This is a genomic window from Candidatus Planktophila lacus, assembly GCF_002287925.1.
Classification (GTDB): Bacteria; Actinomycetota; Actinomycetes; order Nanopelagicales; family Nanopelagicaceae; genus Planktophila; species Planktophila lacus.
Genome location: NZ_CP016769.1, coordinates 1,019,068 through 1,043,228 on the forward strand (window position 1 = coordinate 1,019,068; position 24,161 = coordinate 1,043,228).

Sequence of the window (24,161 nt, forward strand, 5' to 3'; positions counted from 1 at the left end):
AGATGAGAAAGCCATTTATTCAGCGACTTAAAGAGCGTGCTAACCCGCAGCAGGTTGTCATTCTGGCGCTGCAACTGATCCCTGATTCATTTGCCATAGCTTTTTCGGCGATAACTGCATATAACTTTAGATTTCCAGATTCACGAGATTTAGTCGATGGTAAACCTGCGATTGCGCAATTCGAATATCGAGGAATTCTTACCGTTCTAGTTTTGAGTTGGATTAGCTTTATGGTGGCTAGCGGCATTTATCGCTTTAGCCATTCCACCCTAGTGATCTTTAACCTGCGGATGATCATTAAGCGTTCCTTCGCCTTCTTCTTCTTTCTAGGCTTCCTCTCCTTCATTTTGAAGGCATCATTTTCACGTTCAGTCTTTCTGGTGATGTTGGCAAGTGGTTTGGTCTATCTCTTTTTGGTTCGGATAAGTATTTATGCACTTATTCTGCGCCCATTGATTTTAAAGAAACGCGTCTCCTCTAATTTAATGATTGTGGGTCGCGAGAAGAAAGACTTAGAAGAACATAGCGAATGGTTGATTTCAAACCGCAGCCTCGGCTTCACAATCGCTTCACGTTTAGTATGCCCTGCTATAAATAGCACATGGATCGAAGAGTTCGATAAGTTACTGCGCTACAAGAAGATTAATGAAGTGCTACTGCTGCCAGGTATGGAATCAGATCCCAACTTCTCGAAGTTCATTCACTACTGCGAGGATTTAGATATTCACGTGAATTGGATCCCGCTTGATTCAGGCAACTTGGGCTACTGGTTGATCCCCTCACCTCAAGAAGGAATTCCATTTCTCACTTTTGAGAAGTCTGAGATCTCGGTTCTTTGGCGCCTGGTCAAGCGAGTCTTTGACTTGGTCTTTGCAATTACCGTCATGTTGCTTCTGAGCCCAGTCTTTGTCGCAATTGGAATAGCCGTTCTAGTTAGCAGCGGCTGGCCGATCTTTTACTCTCAGAAGCGAGTTGGCTTAAACGGGCGCACTTTTAAGTTCTATAAGTTTCGCTCAATGGTTAAAGATGCTGACAAGATCGTGCACGAAGTTGAGAACGTTCATGCTGGTGACCATGTGATCTTTAAGAATAAGCAGGATCCCCGCATTACCCCGGTGGGGCGCATTCTTCGAAAGTACTCATTGGATGAGCTTCCACAGTTCTTAAATGTCTTAAATAACAGCATGTCGGTTGTGGGGCCACGCCCTGCGCTGCCAAGTGAGGTAAGTATCTATAACTCAATTTACGAGCGTCGCTTAATTGCGAAGCCAGGGATCACCGGGCCATGGCAGATATCAGGACGGTCTGACCTAGATCTACGAACCAGCGTTGCTCTAGATTTAAATTACCTAATCAACTGGAGCTTTACCCGCGACTTGTGGATCATCGTTTCGACTGTTGGAGCGGTCTTTAAAGGTAAGGGTGCTTACTAGTTAAAGGCTAGATGCGCTTTGAAGTTGGTGTGCGTGAATCTTGGCGCTTTAACTCTTCTTTAAAGCGCTGGCCTTTAATGTGCTGGAAGTTATCTTCCAAGGCCTGACGATCTAGAACGTCAGCGCTCGGTGCATACTGACCCTCATCGGCGCCACGCTTGGCGTATGGACGGTAATTAGCACCGTAGTAACGAGGGTATCCGTAACGGTAGCCGTACTCGTATTCGAGAGATGACTCAGGAATCTTATTGATGATCACACCAAGAATTGTTGAGCCGACAGCCTTAACTGCATCGCGTGAACCGATGAAGTGCGGTTTCTTGGTGACGCCAGCATGCACAATAAGAACGCAGCCATCTGCTTTAGCAGAAACAATGGCGGCATCTGTAACGGGAAGCAGTGGTGGGCAGTCGATGATTACGTACTCAAATTGGGTACGTAGCACTGCGATTAGCTCGTCGAATTTATTGGACCCAAGAAGTTCCGATGGGTTAGGTGGCACTTTGCCGGAAAGCAGTACTTTTAAGCCAGTTGACTCATAAGCATGGAGCTTTGCCTTAACGCTCTGTGCGGTAATTTTTGCTGGACCAGATATTAACTCGCTAAGGCCCTCTGACATTGATGACATCTCAAGATAGATCGGAGTTTTTGGCCGGCGTAAATCAGCTTCTACTAGAACTACTTTTGCGCCAGCCTGCGCTAGAGAGAGAGCCAGGTTGATTGATGAAGTTGATTTACCTTCATTAGGAAGCGCAGAGGTCATTACGATTACTTGTGGGTGCGCATCGGGGTTTAAGAACTGCAAATTAGTGCGCAAAGTACGGAAGGCTTCAGTGCGTGCGGCGTATCGTCCGATTTGTGTAATAAGTGGTTTTTCATCAGCCATAGCATCAAAACCAATTGCTGCAAGGAGGGGTGTACCCATCAAATCGTCTTCGTTCTTAACTGAGTTATCAAGAAGGCGGCGAAGTGAGGCAAGACCGATTCCGAGACCAAAGCCAAGTAATAATCCAAGTGCGAGGTTTATCGCTTTCTTTGGAGATGCGGGAGCATCTGCAGGTATTGCTTCTTCGACTGTTGAAACTTTTACAGGTGAATCAATTCCGATGCCACTTAATTCTAAGTCGCTAACGGTAACCGCGAATTGATCTGCAACTGCGTTTGCAATATCTGCTGAACGCTGTGGGTCGGTATCGGTAACTGTCAGTGTGATCAAAACTGTGTCAAGAGGCGCAGAAGCCGAAATCATTCCGGCAAGTTCAGTTGCAGACATCTTTAGATCAAGTTCGCGGATCACTGGCGCGAGGGTAAGTGGGCTGTCAATAATCTGCGCGTATGACTTAACGCGCTGTTGAGAGAAACTTGAACCTGTTGCGAGCGCAGAAATATCGAGCGTTGATGCAGGGGTTGATACAAATATTTCAGCTTGTGCTTCATAAAGCGGTGTTGTTGTGAAAGTAATTGCCGTTGCCGTTATTAAGCCAAGCAAAGTGCTGACGGCAATAATTAAGCGATTTTGGACGATTAGGCGCCAGTATTGAATTAACTCCACGCCTCACCCCCAAGAAAAATGGCTTTGCTATTGGTGAAATCCTAACTTTTTCCGCATGAAACGCCCATTTGTGGTGGCACTTAAATTTGTAAAGCCCGTACCCACGGCTAGCTAATCTGGGTAGCGATTGAACAGGGCATGCAAAAACCGAATAAGGATTAGGCCCAGAAATACGCTTATGACATTCGAATAGAGGTCACGGATATCGGAGACTCGACCTGGGATAAAGCGTTGAACTAACTCGATAGCGAGGGAGATGAGGGTTCCGATTAGGGCCAGCGTGCGCTTTCTAGTCTTAGGTGAAAGCGCGTGGGCCAGCAGAATGAAGGGCGTGAGCATCAAATAGTTGGCGTATGCGACTAGATGGGTGTCGGCATAGAGAATTTTGTAGAAAACGTTGGCATGGCTCTGGATAAATTCTGCAATTGCAGATTCATTACCTGTCTCAAGAATTGGGCGTGGAAAGAAAACAAAGAGAGCTAGCAAGAGTAAGTAACTTATAAAGAGCGCAGCGGCCAAGCGATGCTTTCGGAATTGACCCCCGGATATACCCACGCAGTAACCTTAACTCATGCGTATCGGACTCGTCTGCACAATGAATCAGGCGCGATCTCCCTTTGCAGAAATGCTGCTTAATGAGAATTTCCCTGAGCACGAATTTTTCTCTACCGGGGTCAAGGCAATTTATGGAACTCCGATTATGGATTCGGTTCTGGCTGCGGCAAAAGAGTGGGGGCTTAACGCAACTAAGAAGAGTTCAACGACCATTTTTAACGATGAGGCTCAGATTCTTAGCTCTGATTTAATCGTTGTCGCAGAAGCTGACCAGAAAATGGCTATAACTGAACTCGGCTACAAGAACGTTTTGCGCTCCTATGATGAAATTTTTGAAGATCAAGATTTCACACCGCGCGATCCTGAAGGATTGGCTTTTGATGCGATGAAGCGCGAACTTGGAAAAGTAGCTGCTGTATCACTACGTGCAGTGCTAGATCTCGGAGGCTATGCACATAAGAATCCTGTCATAGCCGTTATTCCACATGGAGTCAGCGATTTGGGAATGGCCCTTGCCCATGCGCAGTTGGAGCGAGTTAACCGTGGGGCGATTTTGATAGATGGTGATATTCGGGCACCGCACGATGCGGAGATTGCAAACGCCGGACTTGAGAGAGTTTTTTTTGATATTCAAAAACTAGATGAATACGACTTTGCAGCGCTAAGTTCAAATCAAATCCTCACACATGTACGCGAAGTGGATTTTCCCGAGAAATTTTTTATTAAAGAGCAATGGCGCAATTTTCTAGCCAAGATGAGCCAGGTTGCTCCCGTGGTAGTTGTCACTGCCCCCCGCCATTCGCATATGCGCAAACTTGCGGATTCTTATCTGGCTTCTTACATGGCAGATGAGTTCTCGGTGATCTCATGTTAAAGCCTAAATATCTCTTGGTTCTGCTTGGCATACCCATTGCATACTTATTGGTAGTCACCGTGCATCTATTTCCCGTGGCTACGGGAGCCAGCGGGTATATCGCCCTAGTGCGTGGTGAAGAAAGTAGTGCGAACTCTAAAAATTTCGCCGAATCAGTCGATAAGTTGATTGCAGATCTTGATGTACCCGTACTTAAGCAGTTGTTAAATGCGGCAGGGCTTGATGTTTCGCCTATCCGCGATGAAATCCGATCTCTGGTTGAAGCAGGACCGATACTCGCAGGTGCCAATGGTCCAAAGAAATATTTAATTTCATTTCAAAATAGCGCTGAAGCTCGCGGAACCGGTGGCATCTTGGGTGCCTTTGCAATCGTTGAGATGAATAAAGGCAACTTGAAAGTCCTGCGAACTGGTTCAAATGCTTCGCTTTATTCGATGTCGATCTCTACCCTGCCTATAGATATGCCGCAAGAATTTCTACGGCTATATGGAAATAACCCAGGAATTTTGCAGAATTCAAACCTATCCCCGCATTTTCCTTATGGCGCCGAAATCTGGATGGGGCTTTGGAAGAAGGCCTATAACGAAGATTTAGATGGAGTTATCGCCGTTGATCCCAGCGCTCTAAGTTACATCTTGAAGGCAACCGGACCAATTGAATTACTAAATGGTGAAAAGATAACTGCAGATAATGTCGTCTCTGAAACTTTGGAGAGAGCATATAAACGTTTTGAAAAGGACAATAAAGCCCGTAAGGATTATCTGGTACAAATCCTAAATGCTGCTGCAGCGAAATTAGTTGCTCAAGATTTTGATAGGCGAAAAATGGTTGCGGGTCTGGTTCAAGGGATAATTGAGCACCGCATTTTAATTTACTCAACTGATAAAAAAGCAGAGGAAATCCTCTCTCGATCCAGAGTTGCTGGATATATGTCGAAGGAACCAAATAACGAATTTAGAACCGTTATCCAGAATATTGATGCGAGTAAGTTGGATTACTACCTAGATCGCGATGTTGTCGTTGAATCTATGGAGTGTAAAGATGTTAAGAAAACGCAAGTACGTATTGTTGTGACAAATACTCTAAAAAGCGGCAAAGGATTGCCAGCATATGTTTTGACGCGTGCCGATAAGGGAAAGCCTGCAGATTTAATAACTGGCGCACATCGCTTCAAGGTTTTCATTTACGGACCAACGGGGGCGCAGCTGGTTGATGCTTGGCGTGAAAACCGAACAGCAGATTTAGGTGGTGGTTCAAAAGAACGCTTACGTCCTGTGTATGTAGCAGATGTTGATCTCTCTCCTGGTGAGAGTGAAGAGTTACAGGCTAACTTTGCTGGTGGCGTCGGTAAAATCACCTTTATCGATCAGCCGCTTGTGCGCAAGACCCAAATCGAAATTAAGGATAAGTGTTAGCAATGGTAAAAACGATTAGAACAAATCGTTTAATAACTCTTGCTCTGACAATTTCATTAACTTTAATCTTCACGCAATTACCTAGTACTGATGTAAAAGCGGCATCAGTTTGCTTGGGGCCTGCCGCCTATCCCCCAGATCTTCCAGACTGTTTAGATCCAGTTGAAGAAGCAAATAAGGCGGCGGCGATTAAGGCGGCGGCAGATAAAGTTGCTGCTGAAGCCGCAGCGTTAAAGGCAGCGCAAGAAAAAGCTGAGTCAGATGCAATTGCCGCACAGATCGCAGCCGGAAACATTGCTGCTGCAGCCGAGGCGGCTAGAAAAGCGGCAGAAGAAGCGGCGGCTGAAAAAGTCAGAACCGATAAAGCGAAAGCTGATGCAGAGACTGCGCTAACTGAGCAGAACGCCCGCATTGAAGCGGCGCGAGTTGCGGCGGAAAACGCTGCTAAGAAATTAGTCGAGGAACAAGCTGCAGCACAAGCAAAAATTGATGCTGCGAATGCTGCGGCTGAAGAACAACGTAAAGAAACTCTGAAGAAGCAAGCGGAGGCAGCGGCGGCGCAAGCAGTTTATGAAGCACAACGTGCCGCACTTGAGAGAGAAATTGCGGCAAAGGCTGAGGCGAAACGGTTAGCAGATGAGGAAAATACTCGTCGAGTAAATGCGGCGGCTGCGGCGGAGAGTGCTCGAGTTGCAGCAGTCGCAGAAGCGACGCGCCGCGCCAATGAAGAAGCTGCAGCGAAAATTGCAGCAGCCAGTGCTCAAACAGCCGCAACAGCCTCTACTAGCGCTGCTGCAGATGCTAAGACCGCGTACGAAGCAGCCGGAGGTGTCGCCCTCAGAACTCAAAATTTTATAGTCACAACAGATGAAGCCGAGTTAAACGCTGCTCTTGATACTCCACTTGCTTTCATCACCGATGCCGAACTTTCAGCCTTACGAACTGCTTGGCAGAACGCTGAAAAGAAGAAGGCCGATGACGCTGCTGCGCTAGTAGCAGCGCAGAAAGCACAATCTGATGCTGAGGCTGCCGCCAAGAAGGCCGATGATGACCGCAAGGCTGCTCTAGCTGCTGCTGAGACTGCCAATAAAGCAGCTGAGGAAGCTGCGGCGGCGAAAGCAATTGCTGATGCTGCGAAAAAAGCGGCGGATGATGCACAAGCGGCAGCAGCAAAAATTGCCGATGACGCGCGCAAACTTGCCGAAGCGGCCGCAACTGAAAAAGCTCGTTTGGATGGAATCGCTCGTAATGAAGCTGCAGCAAAGTTAAAACTTGAAAATGATGCCAAGGCGGCTGCAACGCAGTACTTATTGCGTCAAGCAGAGTTAGCTGCAATTGCGACCGCAAAATCACTTGCCGATGCGGCAGCTGCCGTTGCAAATGCAAAATCTTCTGCGCTAGATAAAGCTGCTGATTCACTTGAGTCGGTGGCATCTAGTGGAGCGGATTCTGCCGATGCGGCCGCAGCGGCTCTTGCATCTCTTGGGGATGCCAACAGCGCATCTGCTGCTGCAGCAAAGGCTGCTGCAGATGCTGCGAAAGCCGCAGATGATGCTGCGAAAGCCGCTGCAAAGGCGCTAACTGATCAACTAGCTGCTGAAGAAGCTGCTCGTATTTCTGCTGAACGCGCAGCAGAAGCAGCACGTGCGGCGGCTGCTGCTGCCGCTTCAAATTCATCAAACCGTTCTTCAAATATTCAAATCGCTGCTGCTGCGCGAGCTGCAGCCGAGGAGGCTGCTAAGAAAGCTGAACAGGAAAGGCTAGCGGCTGAGAAATCAGCGAAAGAGAAGGAAGAGGAAGAGAGAAAAGCTCAAGAAGCACAAGAACTTTTAGATAACCTGGCCGGTGATCAGAATAATGCGGTGGCTCAAGCCGAAGCGAAGAAACGTGAGGCCGAAGAATTGGCTGCACGTGCAGCGGCCGAGGCAAAATCCATGGATGAAAAAGTAGCCGCAACAATAGAGGCTGCAAAGAAAAAAGCTGAAGAAGAGATTGCAAAGATTAAAGATAAGCTAAAAGTAAGCAGTGCTGCCGCTGATAAAGCAGTCGCCAACTTTGACTCAAAAAATGAAAAGACTATCGAACAGGTAAAGCAGGCTGAGAAAGTTGTTGAGGCAGCGCAACAGGTAGCTAAAGATGTGCAGGCTAAGTTAACTGCTGCGCAAGCAGAGGTAGCCAAGGTTGAGAAAGTGTTGCTACAAGAAACCAAGGTGTTAGAAGCGGCGGTAAATGATAAGAAGGCTTTAGAGGCGAAGATTGATTCAACCTTTACCCAAGTTTCTAAGATGCAGGGCACATACGAGAAGTTGCGTATCGAAATCAGCAATATTCAAGAGGAATACTCGGAGGTTAAAGTAACTGCGCAGAAGGCTGAAGCAGTTGCCAATGAGAAGGCAAGGGTTGCACAAGAGAGTAAGCGAGCCGCAGATAGCGCATTGGCGGCTTACAACTCAGCCCGGAAGAATGGCTCATTGATTTCAACAGAGAAACCCGCCACGGTAGAAAACCTCGAAGTGGAAGATGGTGCGAATCTATCCATGGCTACGGATACTTCAAAGTTGAAGACGCTTGCTGATCAGGCTGCAGCACGTTATGCGCGCGATAAGAAGGAAGCCGATAAAGCCCAGGCTGAAGCCGGGAAGGCTGAGGTTGCGTTTGCCAAGATCCAAACGAAATTGGAAGAGACAGTAAACGAGGCGAAGACTCTTCAGGCAAAGATACGAGCTTCAAAGAAGGAGATCGAAAAGTATCAAGATGAAGTTGCCGTTCTAAACACTGAAATTCTCAAAACCGAGAAGAAGATCTCTGCCAGCAAGAGTGCTCTGAATGATAAGAAGGTGCAACTAAACGCTGTCAAAATTAGCGCTCAGAGCGCCCAAAACAAACTAGCGTTGGCTAAGCAAAAATTGATTTCGAGTCAGAAAGCACAGGCTGGCAATCAATCGGTGGCAGATGTTCTTTCCAATAACGTTGATGTTGCAGACCAGGCAAATAAAGATATCGATGCGATCGGTGACTCAATTGATCAAATTGCCAGCGAAGAGAAGAATGGCACTTCATTCTCTCTTCAGCCAATTGCAATAGCCGTTGGGTCTATAGCCGCGGTTGCTCTTTTTACGACACTAGCCGTCAGACGTAGACGCAGCCGTCCTTCTGTAGAAGTTTCCAAAGACTTTGCAGATGAGCTTGATTTTGATGCGCTTCTGAAAAAGATCCGAATTGATAACCTGAATAAGGATATTGCGACGACATCTTCCGGAACAAAGAAGGCTGCTCCGAGAAAGCCTACTGTTAAACGTGCCGTGGCAAAGAAGGCGGCTCCTGCGAGAAAGAAGGCAGTCACGCCCAAGAAGGCTTCGGCTGCAAAGAAGAAATCCACCGCAAAGAAGATTGCAGTAAAGAAGAAGATTAAATAGCTATTTGCTGATTTCGACCGTATCTCCAGAAGCATCTGAAGCAATAACCTTTACAGTCACACCCTCAACTGTCACAGATTCCCCCAGTGCTCTTGGTGCCTTTAAGTACCGAGGATCACTTGCAAGATCTGAAGGAAAGACTTTTACGGGGCCGATTCCTGATTGAATTGAAGAATCCACAAGATAAACAAGGGCGCCTGATTTGTTAAGTGCCTTATCAATTCCAAGTGGGCGCCTACTCTCGATCACCACGGCTTTAGTTCGTGAAATTGGGATTATCACCGCTTTAGTTCCGCCTATGGCTTGCACAGGTGAAATCAGCTTAGTTAATTGAGCGCTCTTCATGCATTCGATCTGGGAGTCTTCAACCCATCCAAGATTCCAGCGTTCAAAAGCCAACAAACTTGGAGAATTAGCTTCATAGCTGCTAAATCCCATATAGCTAAATTCGCCGGTAAAGCGGAATCCGTCATATCGGTCGGCAGCGTTACTTCTGGTGAATGCGTATAGATCAACAAGTCCCATACTGTGTGAGATTTCATGATTGAGCCAGATTGATTTCCAATTGTTTAAATCGTATGCCGAAGTTGCCCCATTGGATATGTACCTTCCATCCAACGTTAGGCCAGCACCGCGAATCGCAGCAAAGGCCGGTCCTGAATAACCCATTCCTTGGGCATCGGGGTTGGCGAGGATGATCAAGCTATCGGTGGAGCTAAAATCTACATCTGCATCGGCAAGTTTTGCCGCCTCATTTATGTAATCCCTATGTTTTAAGAATGTCCATCCCCCTGCAACATACTCACTGGACTTCTTACTCATCCGATACCACTTCAACTGCGGCTTTAAGTTATAACTCAACTTTCCATATGACATCTCTTTAAATACATCTTGCGCCGGCGAAATACGGGATAGTGCCTCTGCCGGAGTCATGGTGGCGGGAGCATCAGAGAAATCAACCATGATTACTGTTGCTGTGACATCACCTAAAGTTTTGGATCGCTCGGAAATTCTTGGCCATCCCCCGATGGACACATCTCCGCGACCATCAGCCACCGGCAATTTACATTCAGCTGAAGAATCCACAACCGGTGCGACAGTAGGTGTTGGTGATGGAGTTGGTGTGGCCGAAGGAGTTGGCGTCGCTAAAGGCGTTGAAGTGGTTACCTTCACGCCTTTGTTCCACACAAGTTTTTTGCCCGACTTGATGCATTTGTATTTGATTCCGAAAACAGTTGTAGCCGCATTAAGTTTGCTACAAGGCGCTCCCGCCTTAACTGCGCCAGAAGCCGACATCGCTGGAACCAGAACCATGATCAAGGCAAGAACGACTGCGGATATGGATCGCTTCATAGGATGATCTTAGATTTCCTTCTTAGTCGAGGCTAGTGGTGTTGAGGAGATTTTAAAGTGATTTTGTTACTTACCCAATAATCTCTTTCAATCCAGCCACTAAACGATCAACATCTTCTCGCGTTGAATATGGCGCCAAGCCAGCACGAAGTGCGCCTGCATCACCAAGTCCCAGTTTGCGGGAAGTTTCCAAGGCATAGAAATTAGATGCTGGCAGTGTCACCGACTTCTTCGCCATCGCTTTGTAGATCTCTGCGCTTTCAAAGCCTTTAAATGAGAAGTAAAGAGTAGGCGTGCGCTTCTTGGCATGGCCATAGAGAGTTATGCCTGGAAGTGCTTTGAGCGAACTTTCCATGTAGTCCAAGAGTTCATCTTCGTAAGTTTCAAGAGCGCGCATTGAGTTAACAATCTTGTCGCGGCGGCTTGTGGCACTGCCTGGTGCAAGGTTTGCGATGTATTCAATTGCTGCAACGCTTCCTGCCATTAATTCATAAGGCAAGGTACCGAATTCAAACCTTTCTGGGACTACGTTAGTTGCGGGCAGCAACTTATCGTTCTGCAAAGTTTCAAGGAGTGCCGGAGCGGCAGCCAGTGCTGCGCAGTGTGGACCGAACATCTTGTAGAAGGAAAACCCTATGAAATCGGCGCCAATCTCTTTTGCACTGATTGGTGCGTGCGGGGTTAGGTGAACTGCATCGACATAGAAGAGCGCCCCAACTTTATGAACCGCAGCACCAATCGCCTTTAAATCCGGGCGAGTACCGATCGTGTTTCCTGCACCAGTTACTGCAACAAGTTTAGTTTTGGCGGATAAAACAGATTCAACGGCTTCTACTGATAACTCTGTTGTAGTTGGATCCAACTGCGCCCAACGAACGGTTGCACCCACAGCTTCAGCCGCCTGCACCCAGGGGCGAACATTGGAATCATGATCGAGAGTAGTAACTACAACTTCATCTCCTGGCCCCCAATTTTTGGCAAGGGTGCGTGAGAAGTCATAAGTAAGTTGCGTCCAGGATCGGCCATAGACAACGCCACGTGGATCCACATCGATTAAATCTGCAACTGCCGCACGAAAACTTAGAACGATTTCTTCCGCGTTCTTTTCAGACTCAGTATTCACATTACGATTAGAAATCGGCTTAGTGATGGCATCGGAGATAGTTTGGCCAACAACGTCAGGTACTTGGCTTCCGCCTGGTCCGCAGAAAAAGGCGAGGCCGGTATTTAACGATGGGAAACTTGCACGGACTTTGTTGACGTCATAGCTCATGTGGTTGAGGCTAACAGCGGTTGCATGAACTTCTCAATAGCAAAAGAGTGTGGTCGTTTACCTGCAAAACTGAGGCTTTCTCCGATACGCTTTTTAAATGACGCAGACTCGCCAGAATTTCACGCTCTCCGATGGACGCAATCTTGAATATCTAACCAACGGACTCAAATCAGAGTCCGCGGTTATTCTCCATGCTGGAACAACTCAAGACATTGCTGGTTGGCAGACCTGGCTTGATTACTTCGCGGCTAAAGGCGTATTCGCGCTCTCATTTGGGCGTAGCGGATATGCAGGAAGTACTAAACAACCAGGACGTTTAACCATTGATGTAGCCAAAGACATTGCTGAACTTTCCCAACATCTCGGGATAACCAAGTTTGTTAATTTAGGACTCTCTGGTGGTGGGCAACATGCGATCGCAACAGGGTTAGACCCGCGTTCAGTTGGCGTTGTAACGGTCGGAAGCTTGGCTCCCTTTGCTGAACTCGGTGAGCGCTTCTATGACGGCATGCAACAAGCTGATCTCGATGAATACGCAGATGCACTGCGCGATATCAACGACTTAATTAAGCGCTTCCAGAAATGGCAAGATGGAAACGTTGCCGATTCCGTTGCTGGAGCAGAATTGAGCGAACGCGATCAATTGGCAGCCTCAAAGCCAACTTGGAAAGTTGTTCTCGATTCCTGTGCATTCACAATGGGAAAAGGCTGGGATTGGGTTGCAGATGATTACAGCTCTTATTTGCAGCCATGGGGTTTCGATCCACGCGATGTAAAGGTGCCAACAGTCATTTGGCAAGCAGAGTTAGATAAGAATGTTCCAGTTCAACACGGAAAATGGCTTTCAGAAAATATGCCAAGCGCCCGCTTAGAACTCCGCGCTGGCGAAAGCCACTTAGGGATATACGTGAACTACGAGGAAGAGATTATGCAGAGCGCAATTGCCCTGCTTACTGCTTAGCCGGTTGCATCGGTATACCTGGTTGAACTGGATCTAGCGGTAGACCCGGCATACCTGGTTGTCCTGGTCCCATTGGCTTCATCTGATAACCACTAGGGCATTGCACGGGTGATTTACCTGTAACTTGTTTAGATTCAGCACCTTTTACACAGGTAATAGTTATATCAGCGTTTGGATCAAATTGCGGCGCAGGTGCATTTGGTTGTGGTTTTGTCGGTTGATTTGGAGTTCCTGGTTGTCCAGCCGGTGATTGCGGTGCAGGCATATCTGCAGGTGCATCCGGTTGTTGCGCCGCAGGTTGTGCAGGAACTGACGGCGCTTTTACTGGTGTTGCCGCACTCATTTTGTAACCTGCTGGACATTGTGGCTTTACACCAGTCACTATTTTCTTAGTTGCTCCCTTTGTGCATGTTACGGTCACTTGAACTTGTTGAGCAGCAGGTGCGCTAAAGTTTTGCATTTTGTATCCACTTGGACACTTTGGTTTAACACCCGTCACCTGCTTCTTTGTCGAGCCCTTTACGCAAGTGATCGTAACTTTTCCGCCACCTGAATTCGGTACAGAAGGGGTTGAACCTTGAGCACCAGAGTTAGGAGTTGGTGCATTTGAATTTGCAGAAGTCGATTTTACCCATCCATCCAATTTTACGCTAACAGTCGGTGGAGCACCTGTGTACTCGAAGTTATCTGCGTGTAGATTTACCCAATCTTTATTGGTACCAAGAATTACAGACGCTGTTTTCTTTTCACCTGTATCGTCATAAGTAATTTCAACTTTTGCATAAGCTGGCAATTTGCTCATTCCGTAAACGCACTTGATAAGTTCAGCCTTCATAGTAAATGCATATCGGCCAACATTCTGTGTTTTACCATCCGCCTTAAAAGTAGGCGCAGCAATTCGATAACCGAGGGCGCCTTCATTGCCATCCCACTTCGGAGATCCAGGCTCATAAACAGATGCATTGCTAGTAACAATTCCTTGCACTCCATCCGTTTTCTGACAAGGACCAGAAAATTGTTGCCCAGCGCTTGAAGTCGTATTTAGGCGCCAAGAAAGGGCGTTAGAAAGGGCAGAATTGCCGAATAACTTTGAAAGAGAACTGTAGTAGCGAACTGAATTCGCATCATCAGGATCTATACCGGCAATATCTAAATTTTTTGAGCCTGGCGCTGCTGTCTGAGCACGTTTTGATTCCTCTAGGTACTGTGTGACCGCACCAGTATTGGGTAGCCACTTGCCAGTCATTATCTCTTCAAGAGTGTTGCCTTCAACAACTAGTTCTGAATAGTTTTCGTCGTAATTTTCAGAGTAGGCGACTGGTTTATCGAGACGACCGTTTAGCCACCCAGTGATTACCTTTGGAATTCTCATAACAAGGGCAAATCGGAGATTCGAAGCAAAAGCGATTCTTTGATAACAAACCCCTGTATCAACAGCTAAACATCCAGTAACACCGGATCCTTCAACTAGCGCCGGGTTCTCGAATTTCTTCACCGGATAAATAGATAGGCGAAGACTTTTTTCGGAGGCATCCCAAGTTGACACACCATTTGGTCTATTAAAAAGCGCACTTACCAACCCCAGAATCAGGTAATCGGTACTCTTGCCGCCATCGTTGATTCTCCAGATCCAAGGTCCATCAGAACCTGGATAACCTGAATTTGTCTTTGAGTTGAATGTGGATGCCCAACCCGGACTTGTTTTTCTATAAACCCTAGTAACCGGTTCAGCTTTAACCTTCGAGCCATCTTCTTTGACTAGGGTCAAACTCTTAATGCATGCAGCTATTTGTCGAGCATCGCACGAACCCATAGCCACGTCATATTTGATTTGTTGAAAAGATGTATCAGCTAGTGCGGAAACACACTTTGGATCATCAGGTGTTAGGCAAGTTACAGCACCGCCTGCACCTGCTTGCCCTGCGCTTTGTTTCTCTAGAGAAATATATGACTTGAAATTAACTTGGTTCTGATCGAAGTAGACCATGGCGTTATCTGAAGAACTTGGTTCAATCACACGCAGAATTGAGCGAGCATCTTTAATAACTTCAGGATCTTCCGGCGGGGAAAATGCTGGACCATTAGGGGCTGCAGAACCTGGCTGAGGTGTATCAACGGCGAAAGTCGATGTAGGTAATAAGGAGAGGAATAGAACTGAGGTCAATAGAAGAATCGACACTTTTCGCGATGAAATTACCACGTCACTTATTATAGAAGTGCTGTACACAAATAAATAGACCTAGGCTTGGAAATCTACTTCTTCTTAAATCCTGTTGGGCAGACAGGCTTAACTGCAGTAACTTTCTTGGAAGTTTTCCCCTTTACGCAAGTAATAGTTGTCTTGCTCCCACTTGTTCCGGCCTGAGTAATCTTCATCTTGATAGTTGGTGATGAGAATCCAAAGCCATAAGCGCCCATTCGGAAGAAACCGTTCTTCTCATTAACAACCGTTGTAGCCACTTGGGCTTGGCCATCGCTGCTCAATACTGAAACCGTTGCCCCTATTGGCGCCTTTGAGAATCCATAGAGGCACCGCGCGACGCTTGAGTTGAGAACCAAGTCATAACTTCCTGTAGTTAGAGTGCCATCTGGTTTGGTGTGAGGAGATGCAACTTTGTAATCCAAAGTTCCTTCAGATTTATTGAAGGCTGGTGCGCCAGATGAAAACACGCTTGCATTGGTAAAGACCAAACCGGCGAGAGAATTAACGCTCGCTGTACATTTCGAAAGTTCTACCGCTGTATCGCTATTTAGATTTAGCGTTTGAAAACTCCACTGGCTAGGCATCGCTACCGCTTTATCGCCGAGGAATGGCAACCACGACAAGAATTCATCTATTCCAAGAGCGTCATACTTGTTGCTGTGGCCTTTAAGAATTGAGACAGAATCAAATGGATCTTGCCGACTCGCGCCGGCATAGAGACCTCCGCCGCGATCCTTTTGATATCTCTCGCGCAATTCTGGGGTCAGATCTGAATTCTTCGTCCAACCAAAGACGATCGGCACCTTTACTGGCTCAGCAAGAATTTCTACTTTAACCGAGCTACCGCTGGCAGCAGCAGTTACAGATATTTCTGGATTTGCCATTCGTCCGTAAAGCCAACCGTTAAAGCGCTTAGACATATTGAGGCTAATTCCAAAAGAGTAGTTTGCAGGAAAAGGTTGCGACTTTATACAAGTGGTTCGAGTTGCCATCAAACATCTGTCATCTGTTATGAATCCAGATAAACTGGAGTCCATAGTGTTTGTCCCTGGTCCCACTGGCTTTCCAACGTAAAACATAGGATCTAAATTTGGTCCACCAGGAACGAATTGTCCTGTTTCAACCGTAACCGGATAAATGCTATTAGTTAGTTGATCTAGAACGAATCTATTTGCTGTGCCTGCGTCACGATGCGTAAAAAAGTCAGATTTGACCAGATATAAATCTCCGGCTGAATGTGCGGCGCTAGGTATCGAAACAACCAGCGGGTTTCCACCATTTGGCAATCCGATACTCGGATCCCCCTTGACTGCGGCGTCAAAGTTTTCAGTTAACTCTGGTCTTGGGGTAAATGAATTTGAAACTGCGCCCGTCGTTAAATTCTTGGTAGTGATACCTGCAATGCAATCAACCTCGGTTGAGTTTGCGCAGGGAGTTAAATTCATATCCCCTAATTGAAAAGTAAAATTTGTCGGGCACTTATCCAGGGATTTGCATCTGGCCATCCCAGTAATTAACTGATTCTCAATCTTGAAAGTTGCTAAGTTGGTCCAGAATCGAGCAAGAGATCGTGAGTTATTTACTAGGTAGCCGGTGTATCCAGGACCGGGAGGATTTACAACCTGAAATTGCTCATCAATTTCACCAACTGCTTGTGCAGAATTAATCGCTGGCGAGGCTAAGAGGCCAAGGCAAAGCGATCCTATGAGAACTGCAAATTTAGCGCGGTGAGCGAATTTCATTGAAGTAATGTATCCCTCCTATCTGGATTGCTCTATAAAGATCTGGATGAAATACATTTTATTTCTTCTTAAATCCTGTTGGGCAGACCGGCTTCACTGCAGTCACCTTCTTGGAAGTTTTCCCCTTTACGCAAGTGATGGTTGTCTTCTTAGCTACCGCAGGCTTAGCAGCGGGAGTAGCAATTGGAGTTGGAGCTACAACCGGCTTTTCTGCTTCTTGTGTCAACTTAACTCGAACTGTTGGCGCTGAGTAGGTAAAGCCATTGGCTGATAGGTAAAGCCAGCCATTCTTTTCGTTCACTGTCGTTGTAGCTACCTGAGCAGTTCCATCTGAAGAAACGATACTAATGGTTGCACTGGCTTTCCAACGTAAAACATAGGATCTAAATTTGGTCCACCAGGAACGAATTGTCCTGTTTCAACCGTAACCGGATAAATGCTATTAGTTAGTTGATCTAGAACGAATCTATTTGCTGTGCCTGCGTCACGATGCGTAAAAAAGTCAGATTTGACCAGATATAAATCTCCGGCTGAATGTGCGGCGCTAGGTATCGAAACAACCAGCGGGTTTCCACCATTTGGCAATCCGATACTCGGATCCCCCTTGACTGCGGCGTCAAAGTTTTCAGTTAACTCTGGTCTTGGGGTAAATGAATTTGAAACTGCGCCCGTCGTTAAATTCTTGGTAGTGATACCTGCAATGCAATCAACCTCGGTTGAGTTTGCGCAGGGAGTTAAATTCATATCCCCTAATTGAAAAGTAAAATTTGTCGGGCACTTATCCAGGGATTTGCATCTGGCCATCCCAGTAATTAACTGATTCTCAATCTTGAAAGTTGCTAAGTTGGTCCAGAATCGAGCAAGAGATCGTGAGTTATTTACTAGGTAGCCGGTGTATCCAGGACCGGGAGGATTTACAACCTGAAATTGCTCATCAATTTCACCAACTGCTTGTGCAGAATTAATCGCTGGCGAGGCTAAGAGGCCAAGGCAAAGCGATCCTATGAGAACTGCAAATTTAGCGCGGTGAGCGAATTTCATTGAAGTAATGTATCCCTCCTATCTGGATTGCTCTATAAAGATCTGGATGAAATACATTTTATTTCTTCTTAAATCCTGTTGGGCAGACCGGCTTCACTGCAGTCACCTTCTTGGAAGTTTTCCCCTTTACGCAAGTGATGGTTGTCTTCTTAGCTACCGCAGGCTTAGCAGCGGGAGTAGCAATTGGAGTTGGAGCTACAACCGGCTTTTCTGCTTCTTGTGTCAACTTAACTCGAACTGTTGGCGCTGAGTAGGTAAAGCCATTGGCTGATAGGTAAAGCCAGCCATTCTTTTCGTTCACTGTCGTTGTAGCTACCTGAGCAGTTCCATCTGAAGAAACGATACTAATGGTTGCAGATATCGGAGCCTTAGAGAATTTGTATAGGCAACGCGCTGCTTCGGAGCTCAAAACTAGATTGTAGTTTCCCACATTGTCCTTGCCGTTAGCATCGTAATGTGGAGAGGAAACCTTGTAATCAAGTGACTGTGTTGACTCATTGAATGTTGGAGGGGCTGAAACATACATATTGGCATTTGTCGTGACTATGCCCGTCAAATTAGTGTTGTTTGAAAGGCACGCAGACGTGCCCGAACTAAAAATTTCCTGCTGGCTTAGAGTTCTGGCAATCCAAACTGATTTGCTGCCAATCGCCTTATCTTTGGCTACTTCAAGCCACCATAAATACTCTTTGAAGCCGTTTGCATCGTATTGATCGAAAGCCTGTAGCAACTGGACGCTATCTCTTCCTTTGCCCAATTTATCGTCGTATACGAAGTTTCCTCCCCAATCATTCATAGCGTAGAGGTAGTCGTAGAGACCCTTAGGCATATCTGAATTCTTTACCCAAGCACTTAACACTGGAACAGAAACTGGTCCGCCTTCGACTGAGAATATCTGTCTTCCCACCGAATCAGTTGTGATTTTTATTGTTGGATCAAGGAGACGCCCATGCATAAAACTGGTTAACTGAATACTTGTTCTTATCTCAAGACGATAGCGCACATCGGTTGGAAGTGGCCATGCCAGGCCACACTCTCCGGTGTCGCCAGTGTGTGCACCGATAACAAAGCAACCCATAGTTGGACCATTTGAATACCAAGCCTTTCCGGATGAATCCGCTTTTCCAGCTCTAACGCGGATATCTGGGTAAGAAGGATTCTTATCTGAGGACATTGCGAAGATTCCAGAATTAAACTGATGAGGAGAGAGCATTGGCTTGCTTCCACCATAACCACCAGGATGGAAATAGTCTGCAAAGACTAGGAATTTATCCCCACCTTGGTGAGTTATTCCATCAAAGGTCCAAATAGAAGGTAATCCACCGTCGGGAATCTTTAGGCTTGCATCACCTTTAAACGTGTAGTCAGACTTTTCTGGGAAGTTAACGACAAACTTTCCTGGAATTTCTCTGCCGGCTTTAATCGCCGTAACGCCAATAATGCAATTTGTATCGGCATCAGTTTTGCAAACATCGAGTACTGCGTCATACCAAATGTTATCTGCATTAGTGCAATTTGGATCTGAGTATGAGCGGCAAACAAAAGCCTCCTTCTGAACCCACGCACCATTTTTCTGCTCGTAATACATTCCAAGCAACTTAGAGTGACTGCCTGTGATGCGTCCTGCATCTTCAACTAAAATACCTGTGTAACCACCAACGTTCTTAACTGCAGGTCCCTGATCCTGAAACTGTTCAATTGGCTTGGTATCTGCGCTGGCGAGAATCGGAACCGATAGCCCCAAAATCAGAAGTGTTGAAAGTAGGCTCTTGATCAGCTTCTTGGACTTGCGCATTACGGCTCCCCCGCAGATTTAGAACATGGAACTATTTGAAACTTCACCGCATTTGGGGGCTCTTTTTATGCGCCGAAGTGGAAAAGTCATCAAAATTCTCCGCCCGTCTTGTGGGGTTATTGAAAGACCACGCCTGCTTTTGCGAGTCTGGCGGTCATAGCCGCATAACCAGCGCTGAACTCTGGTGAATCAATCTCTGATTTCCAGCGGCCGCTCGTTGCCGCATCTGGCGTCATTGATTGAGTAAAGAAAGCCTGCATCGTGGGTTCATCTGTAACCTTTAGAAAGCCAAGGAGTTTCTTGTATGTGGCTTCTCGGTTCTTGATTGCCAGATCCTCTAGAGCGATCGTAATTTTCTTTTCTGGCTTAACTGCGGTCAAGGCTTCGTGGCCTGCCAACAGTCGAGCTTCAATCCAATCCAAACCTTCTAGCGCAGTTGTTGGACCCCACTTCTTGGTCAGGAGCGAAGCTATAACATCGCGAGGATCGCGAACCATATTTATAAATAACGCATTGGGAAAGAGTTCTTGAAGTTTATTGGCCTCTGGAATATTCATTGGAGTTGTCTCGACCCAATAGATCTCATCTCCGGCACCAAATTGTTTACTAATAAACGTGGCCATGAAGTGACGGGCAGCCCATTTGCGATTGATCTTTAAATCGCGTTTAAGTCTCTTGAGTAAGTTTTCAAGATCTGTCTTTGCAATACCTGAGATCAGCCCGCGGCCATGCGGAGGGGGTGCATCGATATTCCACCACTTCTCCCATATAAATTTATTGAACTCTGCAAGGATCTTAGAAAATCGTTCTTTCTCTTTACGTTTACGTTTTCGGTACGTGCGAAAGTTAAGAATTGAAACTTTTCCTGCGCTCTTTTCAATTTCACTGCTATATCCGAAGACCACATCGACCAGCCCTGATTTATTGGTTAGGAACTTTATCTCGATTGGAGTGCTGGTTCTTATCTTGGAATGGTTTCCAAGCAGATCACCAATGACGGTAGTTCCGCTGCGGCCGGTTCCGCCCACAAAGACTGGGATGACCTTAGAACTCATTGGGTAAGACTAACTTGCGATGATTCGATAGCCGTTGATTACGATGACAGCTATTCCAACAAGTATTCCGATCTGCTTACGAGGTAACTTCACTACGATGCGAGCGGCGATTGGCGCCATTAAGCAGCCGCCGAGAGCCAGGCCCCCAACAGCAGCCCAATTGATATCTAAGCGGTGCAGGTTCGCCAAGAAGCCAACGCTGGCTGAGACAGCAACGATAAACTCTGAGGCGCTCACTGTGCCGATAATTTTGCGAGGTTCTATCTGAGTAGTTGTCATAAGGGTTGGCGTAACTATTGGACCCCATCCCCCACCACCAGATGCATCTACAAAACCACCAGTAAAGCCTAGATAAGTTAAAAACCTTGGGTTGGTAACTTCAAGTGAATTTGTATTCACCTGCGGTTGAAAGATATTTCGGTATAAAAGTAAGAAGCCGAGCAATAGAAGAAGTGTTGAGATAAATACTTTTGCGCTAGAGAGATCTATAGAAGATAGAAAGGTTGCACCTAGCAATGCGCCAATGCCACCTGGGATTGCGAGTTTAAAGAGAATTTTCTTATCTATGTTTTCCGCATGCCAATGTGATGCGCCAGATACTAAGGTTGTGCCGATTTCAGCGGCGTGAACTGCAGCGGATGCAACCGCAGCAGATGCTCCTAAGGTCAACAACAGAGTTGAGCTAGTTAAACCAAAACCCATGCCGAGAGTGCCATCAATTAACTGTGCGACCGATCCTGCCAAAGCAAAGAAAATCCAGTTCATAGAGCCACCTTAAGTATCGCGCTAACACTGGCATCGAGATCTGCAGTGCCATCGATTGTAATCTCAGGTTTTGTTGGGCGCTCGTAATCTTGACCTACGCCGGTGAAGTTAGGGATCTCTCCCTTGGCTGCTTTCTTATACAGACCCTTTGGATCGCGAGAGATACATACATCTACTGGTGTATCTACGAATACTTCAATGAAATCGCCTTCTGCAAATATCGAACGTGCGCGCTGGCGATCAACTTCAAATGGGCTAACTAGCGCTGTAATAACAATTAACCCGGCATCGACCATTAGTTTGGCAACTTCAGAGACTCTACGAACATTCTCTGCACGATCTTCGGGGGTAAAGCCCAAATCAACATTGAGACCCATACGTAGATTGTCACCATCTAATACATAGGCGTGCGCACCTTGAGCATGAAGGCGCTTTTCAAGAAGGTTGGCGATCGTAGATTTTCCTGAACCCGATAGACCGGTTAACCAGATAACTTTTGCACGCTGATTTTTGGCGACTTCGCGGGCTGTTTTATCGACTTCGTAGGCCTGTGCGGTGATGTTTTCACCACGGCGCAATGAGTGGCGAATCATGCCAGCGCCAACTGTTTGGAAGTTGGTGCGATCTACCAGAATGAAGTTACCGAACTCGCGAGACTGCTTATATGGATCTAGTGCGATTGGTTGATTGGTTGCAATTTCAACTTCGCCAATTTCATTCATGGCCAAGGTATTTACTGAGAGGTGCTCACCTGTATGAACGTCAATCTTGTGACGAATCTTGGTGATGATTACTGGAGTCTCGCTAGGGCCTGAGATTAGAAGGTATGAACGGCTATGAATAAACGCGTCTTCATTTAGCCAGACTAGGTTTGCGTTAAAGCGATCAGATGGAGTTACAACGCTTTGGTTGGCGTAAACCAGATCACCGCGAGTTATATCTACTTCTGGCTCAAGGACAAGAGTTACCGCATCCGACTGAGCGGCAACTTTTTGGCTCTGCATGTCAGAAATTATCTGCGCAATCGTTGCTACTTGATTGCTAGGAAAGATCTTTACCTGATCGCCTAATTTGAAGTCACCTAAGTGAACAGTGCCGGTAACGCCTCTAAAATCTTCGGCGCGAGCGATCGATTGAACGCGCAGGCGAGCTGTTGCTTCTGCAGATTTGCTTGGCTGCCAGCCTTGAATTGCCTCAAGCAGAGTTTCACCGGAATACCATGGCGTTGAATTACTGCGATAAACCACGTTGTCACCAGCTAGAGCACTAAGCGGAATGAAGTGAACGTCGGCGATATCAAGGCGCGCTAGCGTCTTTTCAATCTCGCTCTTGATCTCGTTATAGATACTTTCTTGGAATCCAACTGCATCTAATTTATTGATCGCAACCAATACTCGCTGGACTCCCATTAGAGAACAGATAGTTAGATGGCGCAAAGTTTGGGTGCGCACGCCCTTTGTGGCATCGACTAGAACTATTGAGATCTCGGCGCGCGATGCGGCAACTGCCATATTGCGTGTGTACTGCTCGTGTCCTGGAGCATCAGAGATTATTAAGCGCCGGCCATCAAGTAGTGACATCGAGCGATATGCCACATCAATTGTGATTCCTTGTTCGCGCTCTGCTTCAAGGCCATCTGTAAGCAAACTAAAGTCAATTTCACCCGCTGGGATTATTGAACCCGCGCGACGAACTTTTCGCGTTGAATCGATAGTGTCGTGAGGAACGCTATCGGTCTCAACCAATAGACGTCCGATCAAGGTGCTCTTTCCATCATCAACGCTGCCGCAAGTTAAGAGGCGAACAATCGGGGTCTGCATTAGAAGTACCCCTCTTTCTTCTTCTTCTCCATCGAATCTTCATTTGCGCCGTCGATTAAACGCGTTGCACGTTCGCTCAGCTTTACCTTTAAAACCTCGTCAACAACTTCGGAGATTGTTGTTGCATTTGATTCAACAGCTGCGGTAAGCGGGTAGCAACCGAGAGTTCTAAAGCGAACCATCTTTGGCTCTGGAACTTCTCCAGGGTTAAGTGGGTAGCGATCATCATCGACCATTATCAATTGGTCACCGCGCTTAACCATGGGGCGATCTTTTGCAAAGTAAAGTGGATTTACTTCAATTTTCTCTTGTTGGATATAGCGCCAGATATCGCCTTCGGTCCAATCTGAAAGTGGAAAGACGCGCATTGTCTGACCTGGCGCTAAGCGAGTGTTGTAAGAGCGCCAGAGTTCAGGGCGTTGATTACGTGGGTTCCAGCTATGGCCTTCATCTCGGACGCTAAAGATTCGTTCCTTTGCGCGAGATTTTTCTTCATCACGGCGTGATCCCCCGATAGCGGCATCTACTTCATGGTGATCGAGTGCCTGCCGTAGTGCAACTGTCTTCATGATGCGCGTGTATTCAGAAATTCCGGTAGTAAATGGATTTGCTCCGGAAGTTGCGCCCTCTTGGTTTGTGTGAACAATCAAATTCAATTTGTGATCGGCGACAATCTTGTCGCGGAAGGAGATCATCTCTTTGAACTTCCAGGTTGTATCGATATGTAGCAGTCGAAATGGAACTGGCGCTGGATAGAAAGCCTTAATTGCTAGATGGAGGAGAACTGAAGAATCTTTTCCAATGGAATACATCATCACTGGGTTTTTGAAGGCGGCGGCAGTCTCGCGCAGAATCTCTATCGATTCAGCCTCAAGGGCCTTTAAAATTCCTTCGTTCACATGCACGCG

General features: G+C 46.7%; 18 protein-coding genes. 5 read left to right on the top strand and 13 right to left on the bottom strand.

Annotation, left to right across the window (positions count from 1 at the left end):
- Positions 1 to 2: 2 nt before the first annotated feature.
- Positions 3 to 1,433 carry a sugar transferase gene (locus A1s21148_RS05115; RefSeq protein ID WP_095671363.1) on the top strand — a complete coding sequence of 477 codons (1,431 nt, stop codon included), beginning with the start codon at positions 3 to 5 and terminating at the stop codon, positions 1,431 to 1,433.
- 7 nt (positions 1,434 to 1,440) lie between these two features.
- Here the strand turns inward: A1s21148_RS05115 and A1s21148_RS05120 are convergent, their stop codons facing one another.
- The gene (locus A1s21148_RS05120) at positions 1,441 to 2,985 is read right to left on the bottom strand and encodes a tyrosine-protein kinase domain-containing protein (protein ID WP_095671364.1); all 1,545 of its coding nucleotides are present in this window, start codon (positions 2,983 to 2,985) and stop codon (positions 1,441 to 1,443) included.
- 111 nt (positions 2,986 to 3,096) lie between these two features.
- Positions 3,097 to 3,540 carry a VanZ family protein gene (locus tag A1s21148_RS05125; RefSeq protein ID WP_095671365.1) on the bottom strand — a complete coding sequence of 148 codons (444 nt, stop codon included), beginning with the start codon at positions 3,538 to 3,540 and terminating at the stop codon, positions 3,097 to 3,099.
- Positions 3,541 to 3,556: 16 nt separating this feature from the next.
- Between A1s21148_RS05125 and A1s21148_RS05130 the strand changes: the two genes are divergently transcribed.
- Genes A1s21148_RS05130 through A1s21148_RS05140 form a run of 3 tightly spaced genes read left to right on the top strand, consistent with a single transcriptional unit; the run spans position 3,557 to position 9,245 of the window.
- Positions 3,557 to 4,414, top strand: a complete 858-nt coding sequence (locus tag A1s21148_RS05130; RefSeq protein WP_095671366.1) for an arsenate reductase/protein-tyrosine-phosphatase family protein — start codon at positions 3,557 to 3,559, stop codon at positions 4,412 to 4,414.
- A complete protein-coding gene (locus tag A1s21148_RS05135; RefSeq protein WP_095671367.1) occupies positions 4,408 to 5,829 on the top strand; it encodes a DUF4012 domain-containing protein in 1,422 nt (473 codons plus the stop codon). The genes A1s21148_RS05130 and A1s21148_RS05135 overlap by 7 nt, the downstream gene beginning before the upstream one ends.
- 2 nt (positions 5,830 to 5,831) lie before the next feature.
- A complete protein-coding gene (locus A1s21148_RS05140; protein ID WP_095671368.1) occupies positions 5,832 to 9,245 on the top strand; it encodes a coiled-coil domain-containing protein in 3,414 nt (1,137 codons plus the stop codon).
- Here the strand turns inward: A1s21148_RS05140 and A1s21148_RS05145 are convergent, their stop codons facing one another.
- Positions 9,246 to 10,598, bottom strand: a complete 1,353-nt coding sequence (locus tag A1s21148_RS05145; RefSeq protein ID WP_223299365.1) for a metallopeptidase domain-containing protein — start codon at positions 10,596 to 10,598, stop codon at positions 9,246 to 9,248. It lies immediately after the preceding gene.
- Between the two features lie 70 nt (positions 10,599 to 10,668).
- On the bottom strand, positions 10,669 to 11,871 hold the full coding sequence (locus A1s21148_RS05155; RefSeq protein WP_095671369.1) for a cysteine desulfurase-like protein: 1,203 nt from the start codon (positions 11,869 to 11,871) through the stop codon (positions 10,669 to 10,671).
- Positions 11,872 to 11,968: 97 nt separating this feature from the next.
- Here A1s21148_RS05155 and A1s21148_RS05160 point away from each other — a divergent pair, with 97 nt between their 5' ends.
- A complete protein-coding gene (locus A1s21148_RS05160) occupies positions 11,969 to 12,832 on the top strand; it encodes an alpha/beta fold hydrolase (protein WP_095671370.1) in 864 nt (287 codons plus the stop codon).
- On the opposite strand, the gene A1s21148_RS05165 is transcribed toward A1s21148_RS05160, so the two are convergent.
- The 9 genes from A1s21148_RS05165 to cysD form a co-directional block, all read right to left on the bottom strand.
- Positions 12,822 to 15,032, bottom strand: a complete 2,211-nt coding sequence (locus A1s21148_RS05165; protein ID WP_125932390.1) for a hypothetical protein — start codon at positions 15,030 to 15,032, stop codon at positions 12,822 to 12,824. The two genes, A1s21148_RS05160 and A1s21148_RS05165, sit on opposite strands and share 11 nt — an antisense overlap.
- Positions 15,033 to 15,085: 53 nt before the next feature.
- Positions 15,086 to 16,777 carry a hypothetical protein gene (locus A1s21148_RS05170; RefSeq protein ID WP_095671372.1) on the bottom strand — a complete coding sequence of 564 codons (1,692 nt, stop codon included), beginning with the start codon at positions 16,775 to 16,777 and terminating at the stop codon, positions 15,086 to 15,088.
- Between the two features lie 58 nt (positions 16,778 to 16,835).
- Positions 16,836 to 17,078, bottom strand: a complete 243-nt coding sequence (locus tag A1s21148_RS05175; RefSeq protein ID WP_095671373.1) for a hypothetical protein — start codon at positions 17,076 to 17,078, stop codon at positions 16,836 to 16,838.
- Positions 17,079 to 17,089: 11 nt separating this feature from the next.
- A complete protein-coding gene (locus A1s21148_RS05180; protein ID WP_095671374.1) occupies positions 17,090 to 17,818 on the bottom strand; it encodes a hypothetical protein in 729 nt (242 codons plus the stop codon).
- A gap of 58 nt (positions 17,819 to 17,876) precedes the next feature.
- On the bottom strand, positions 17,877 to 19,613 hold the full coding sequence (locus A1s21148_RS05185; RefSeq protein WP_095671375.1) for a hypothetical protein: 1,737 nt from the start codon (positions 19,611 to 19,613) through the stop codon (positions 17,877 to 17,879).
- 116 nt (positions 19,614 to 19,729) lie between these two features.
- The gene (locus A1s21148_RS05190; protein ID WP_095671376.1) at positions 19,730 to 20,668 is read right to left on the bottom strand and encodes a sulfotransferase family protein; all 939 of its coding nucleotides are present in this window, start codon (positions 20,666 to 20,668) and stop codon (positions 19,730 to 19,732) included.
- 9 nt (positions 20,669 to 20,677) lie between these two features.
- Positions 20,678 to 21,433 (bottom strand): sulfite exporter TauE/SafE family protein, encoded by a 756-nt coding sequence (locus A1s21148_RS05195; protein ID WP_095671377.1) that lies wholly within the window; start codon positions 21,431 to 21,433, stop codon positions 20,678 to 20,680.
- Positions 21,430 to 23,253: an adenylyl-sulfate kinase gene (gene cysC, locus A1s21148_RS05200; protein ID WP_095671378.1), complete on the bottom strand. Its 1,824-nt coding sequence runs from the start codon at positions 23,251 to 23,253 to the stop codon at positions 21,430 to 21,432. Before cysC ends, A1s21148_RS05195 begins: the two co-directional genes overlap by 4 nt.
- Positions 23,253 to 24,152, bottom strand: coding sequence for a sulfate adenylyltransferase subunit CysD (cysD, locus tag A1s21148_RS05205; RefSeq protein ID WP_223299366.1), 900 nt, complete (start codon positions 24,150 to 24,152; stop codon positions 23,253 to 23,255). Before cysD ends, cysC begins: the two co-directional genes overlap by 1 nt.
- Between the last annotated feature and the right edge of the window lie 9 nt (positions 24,153 to 24,161).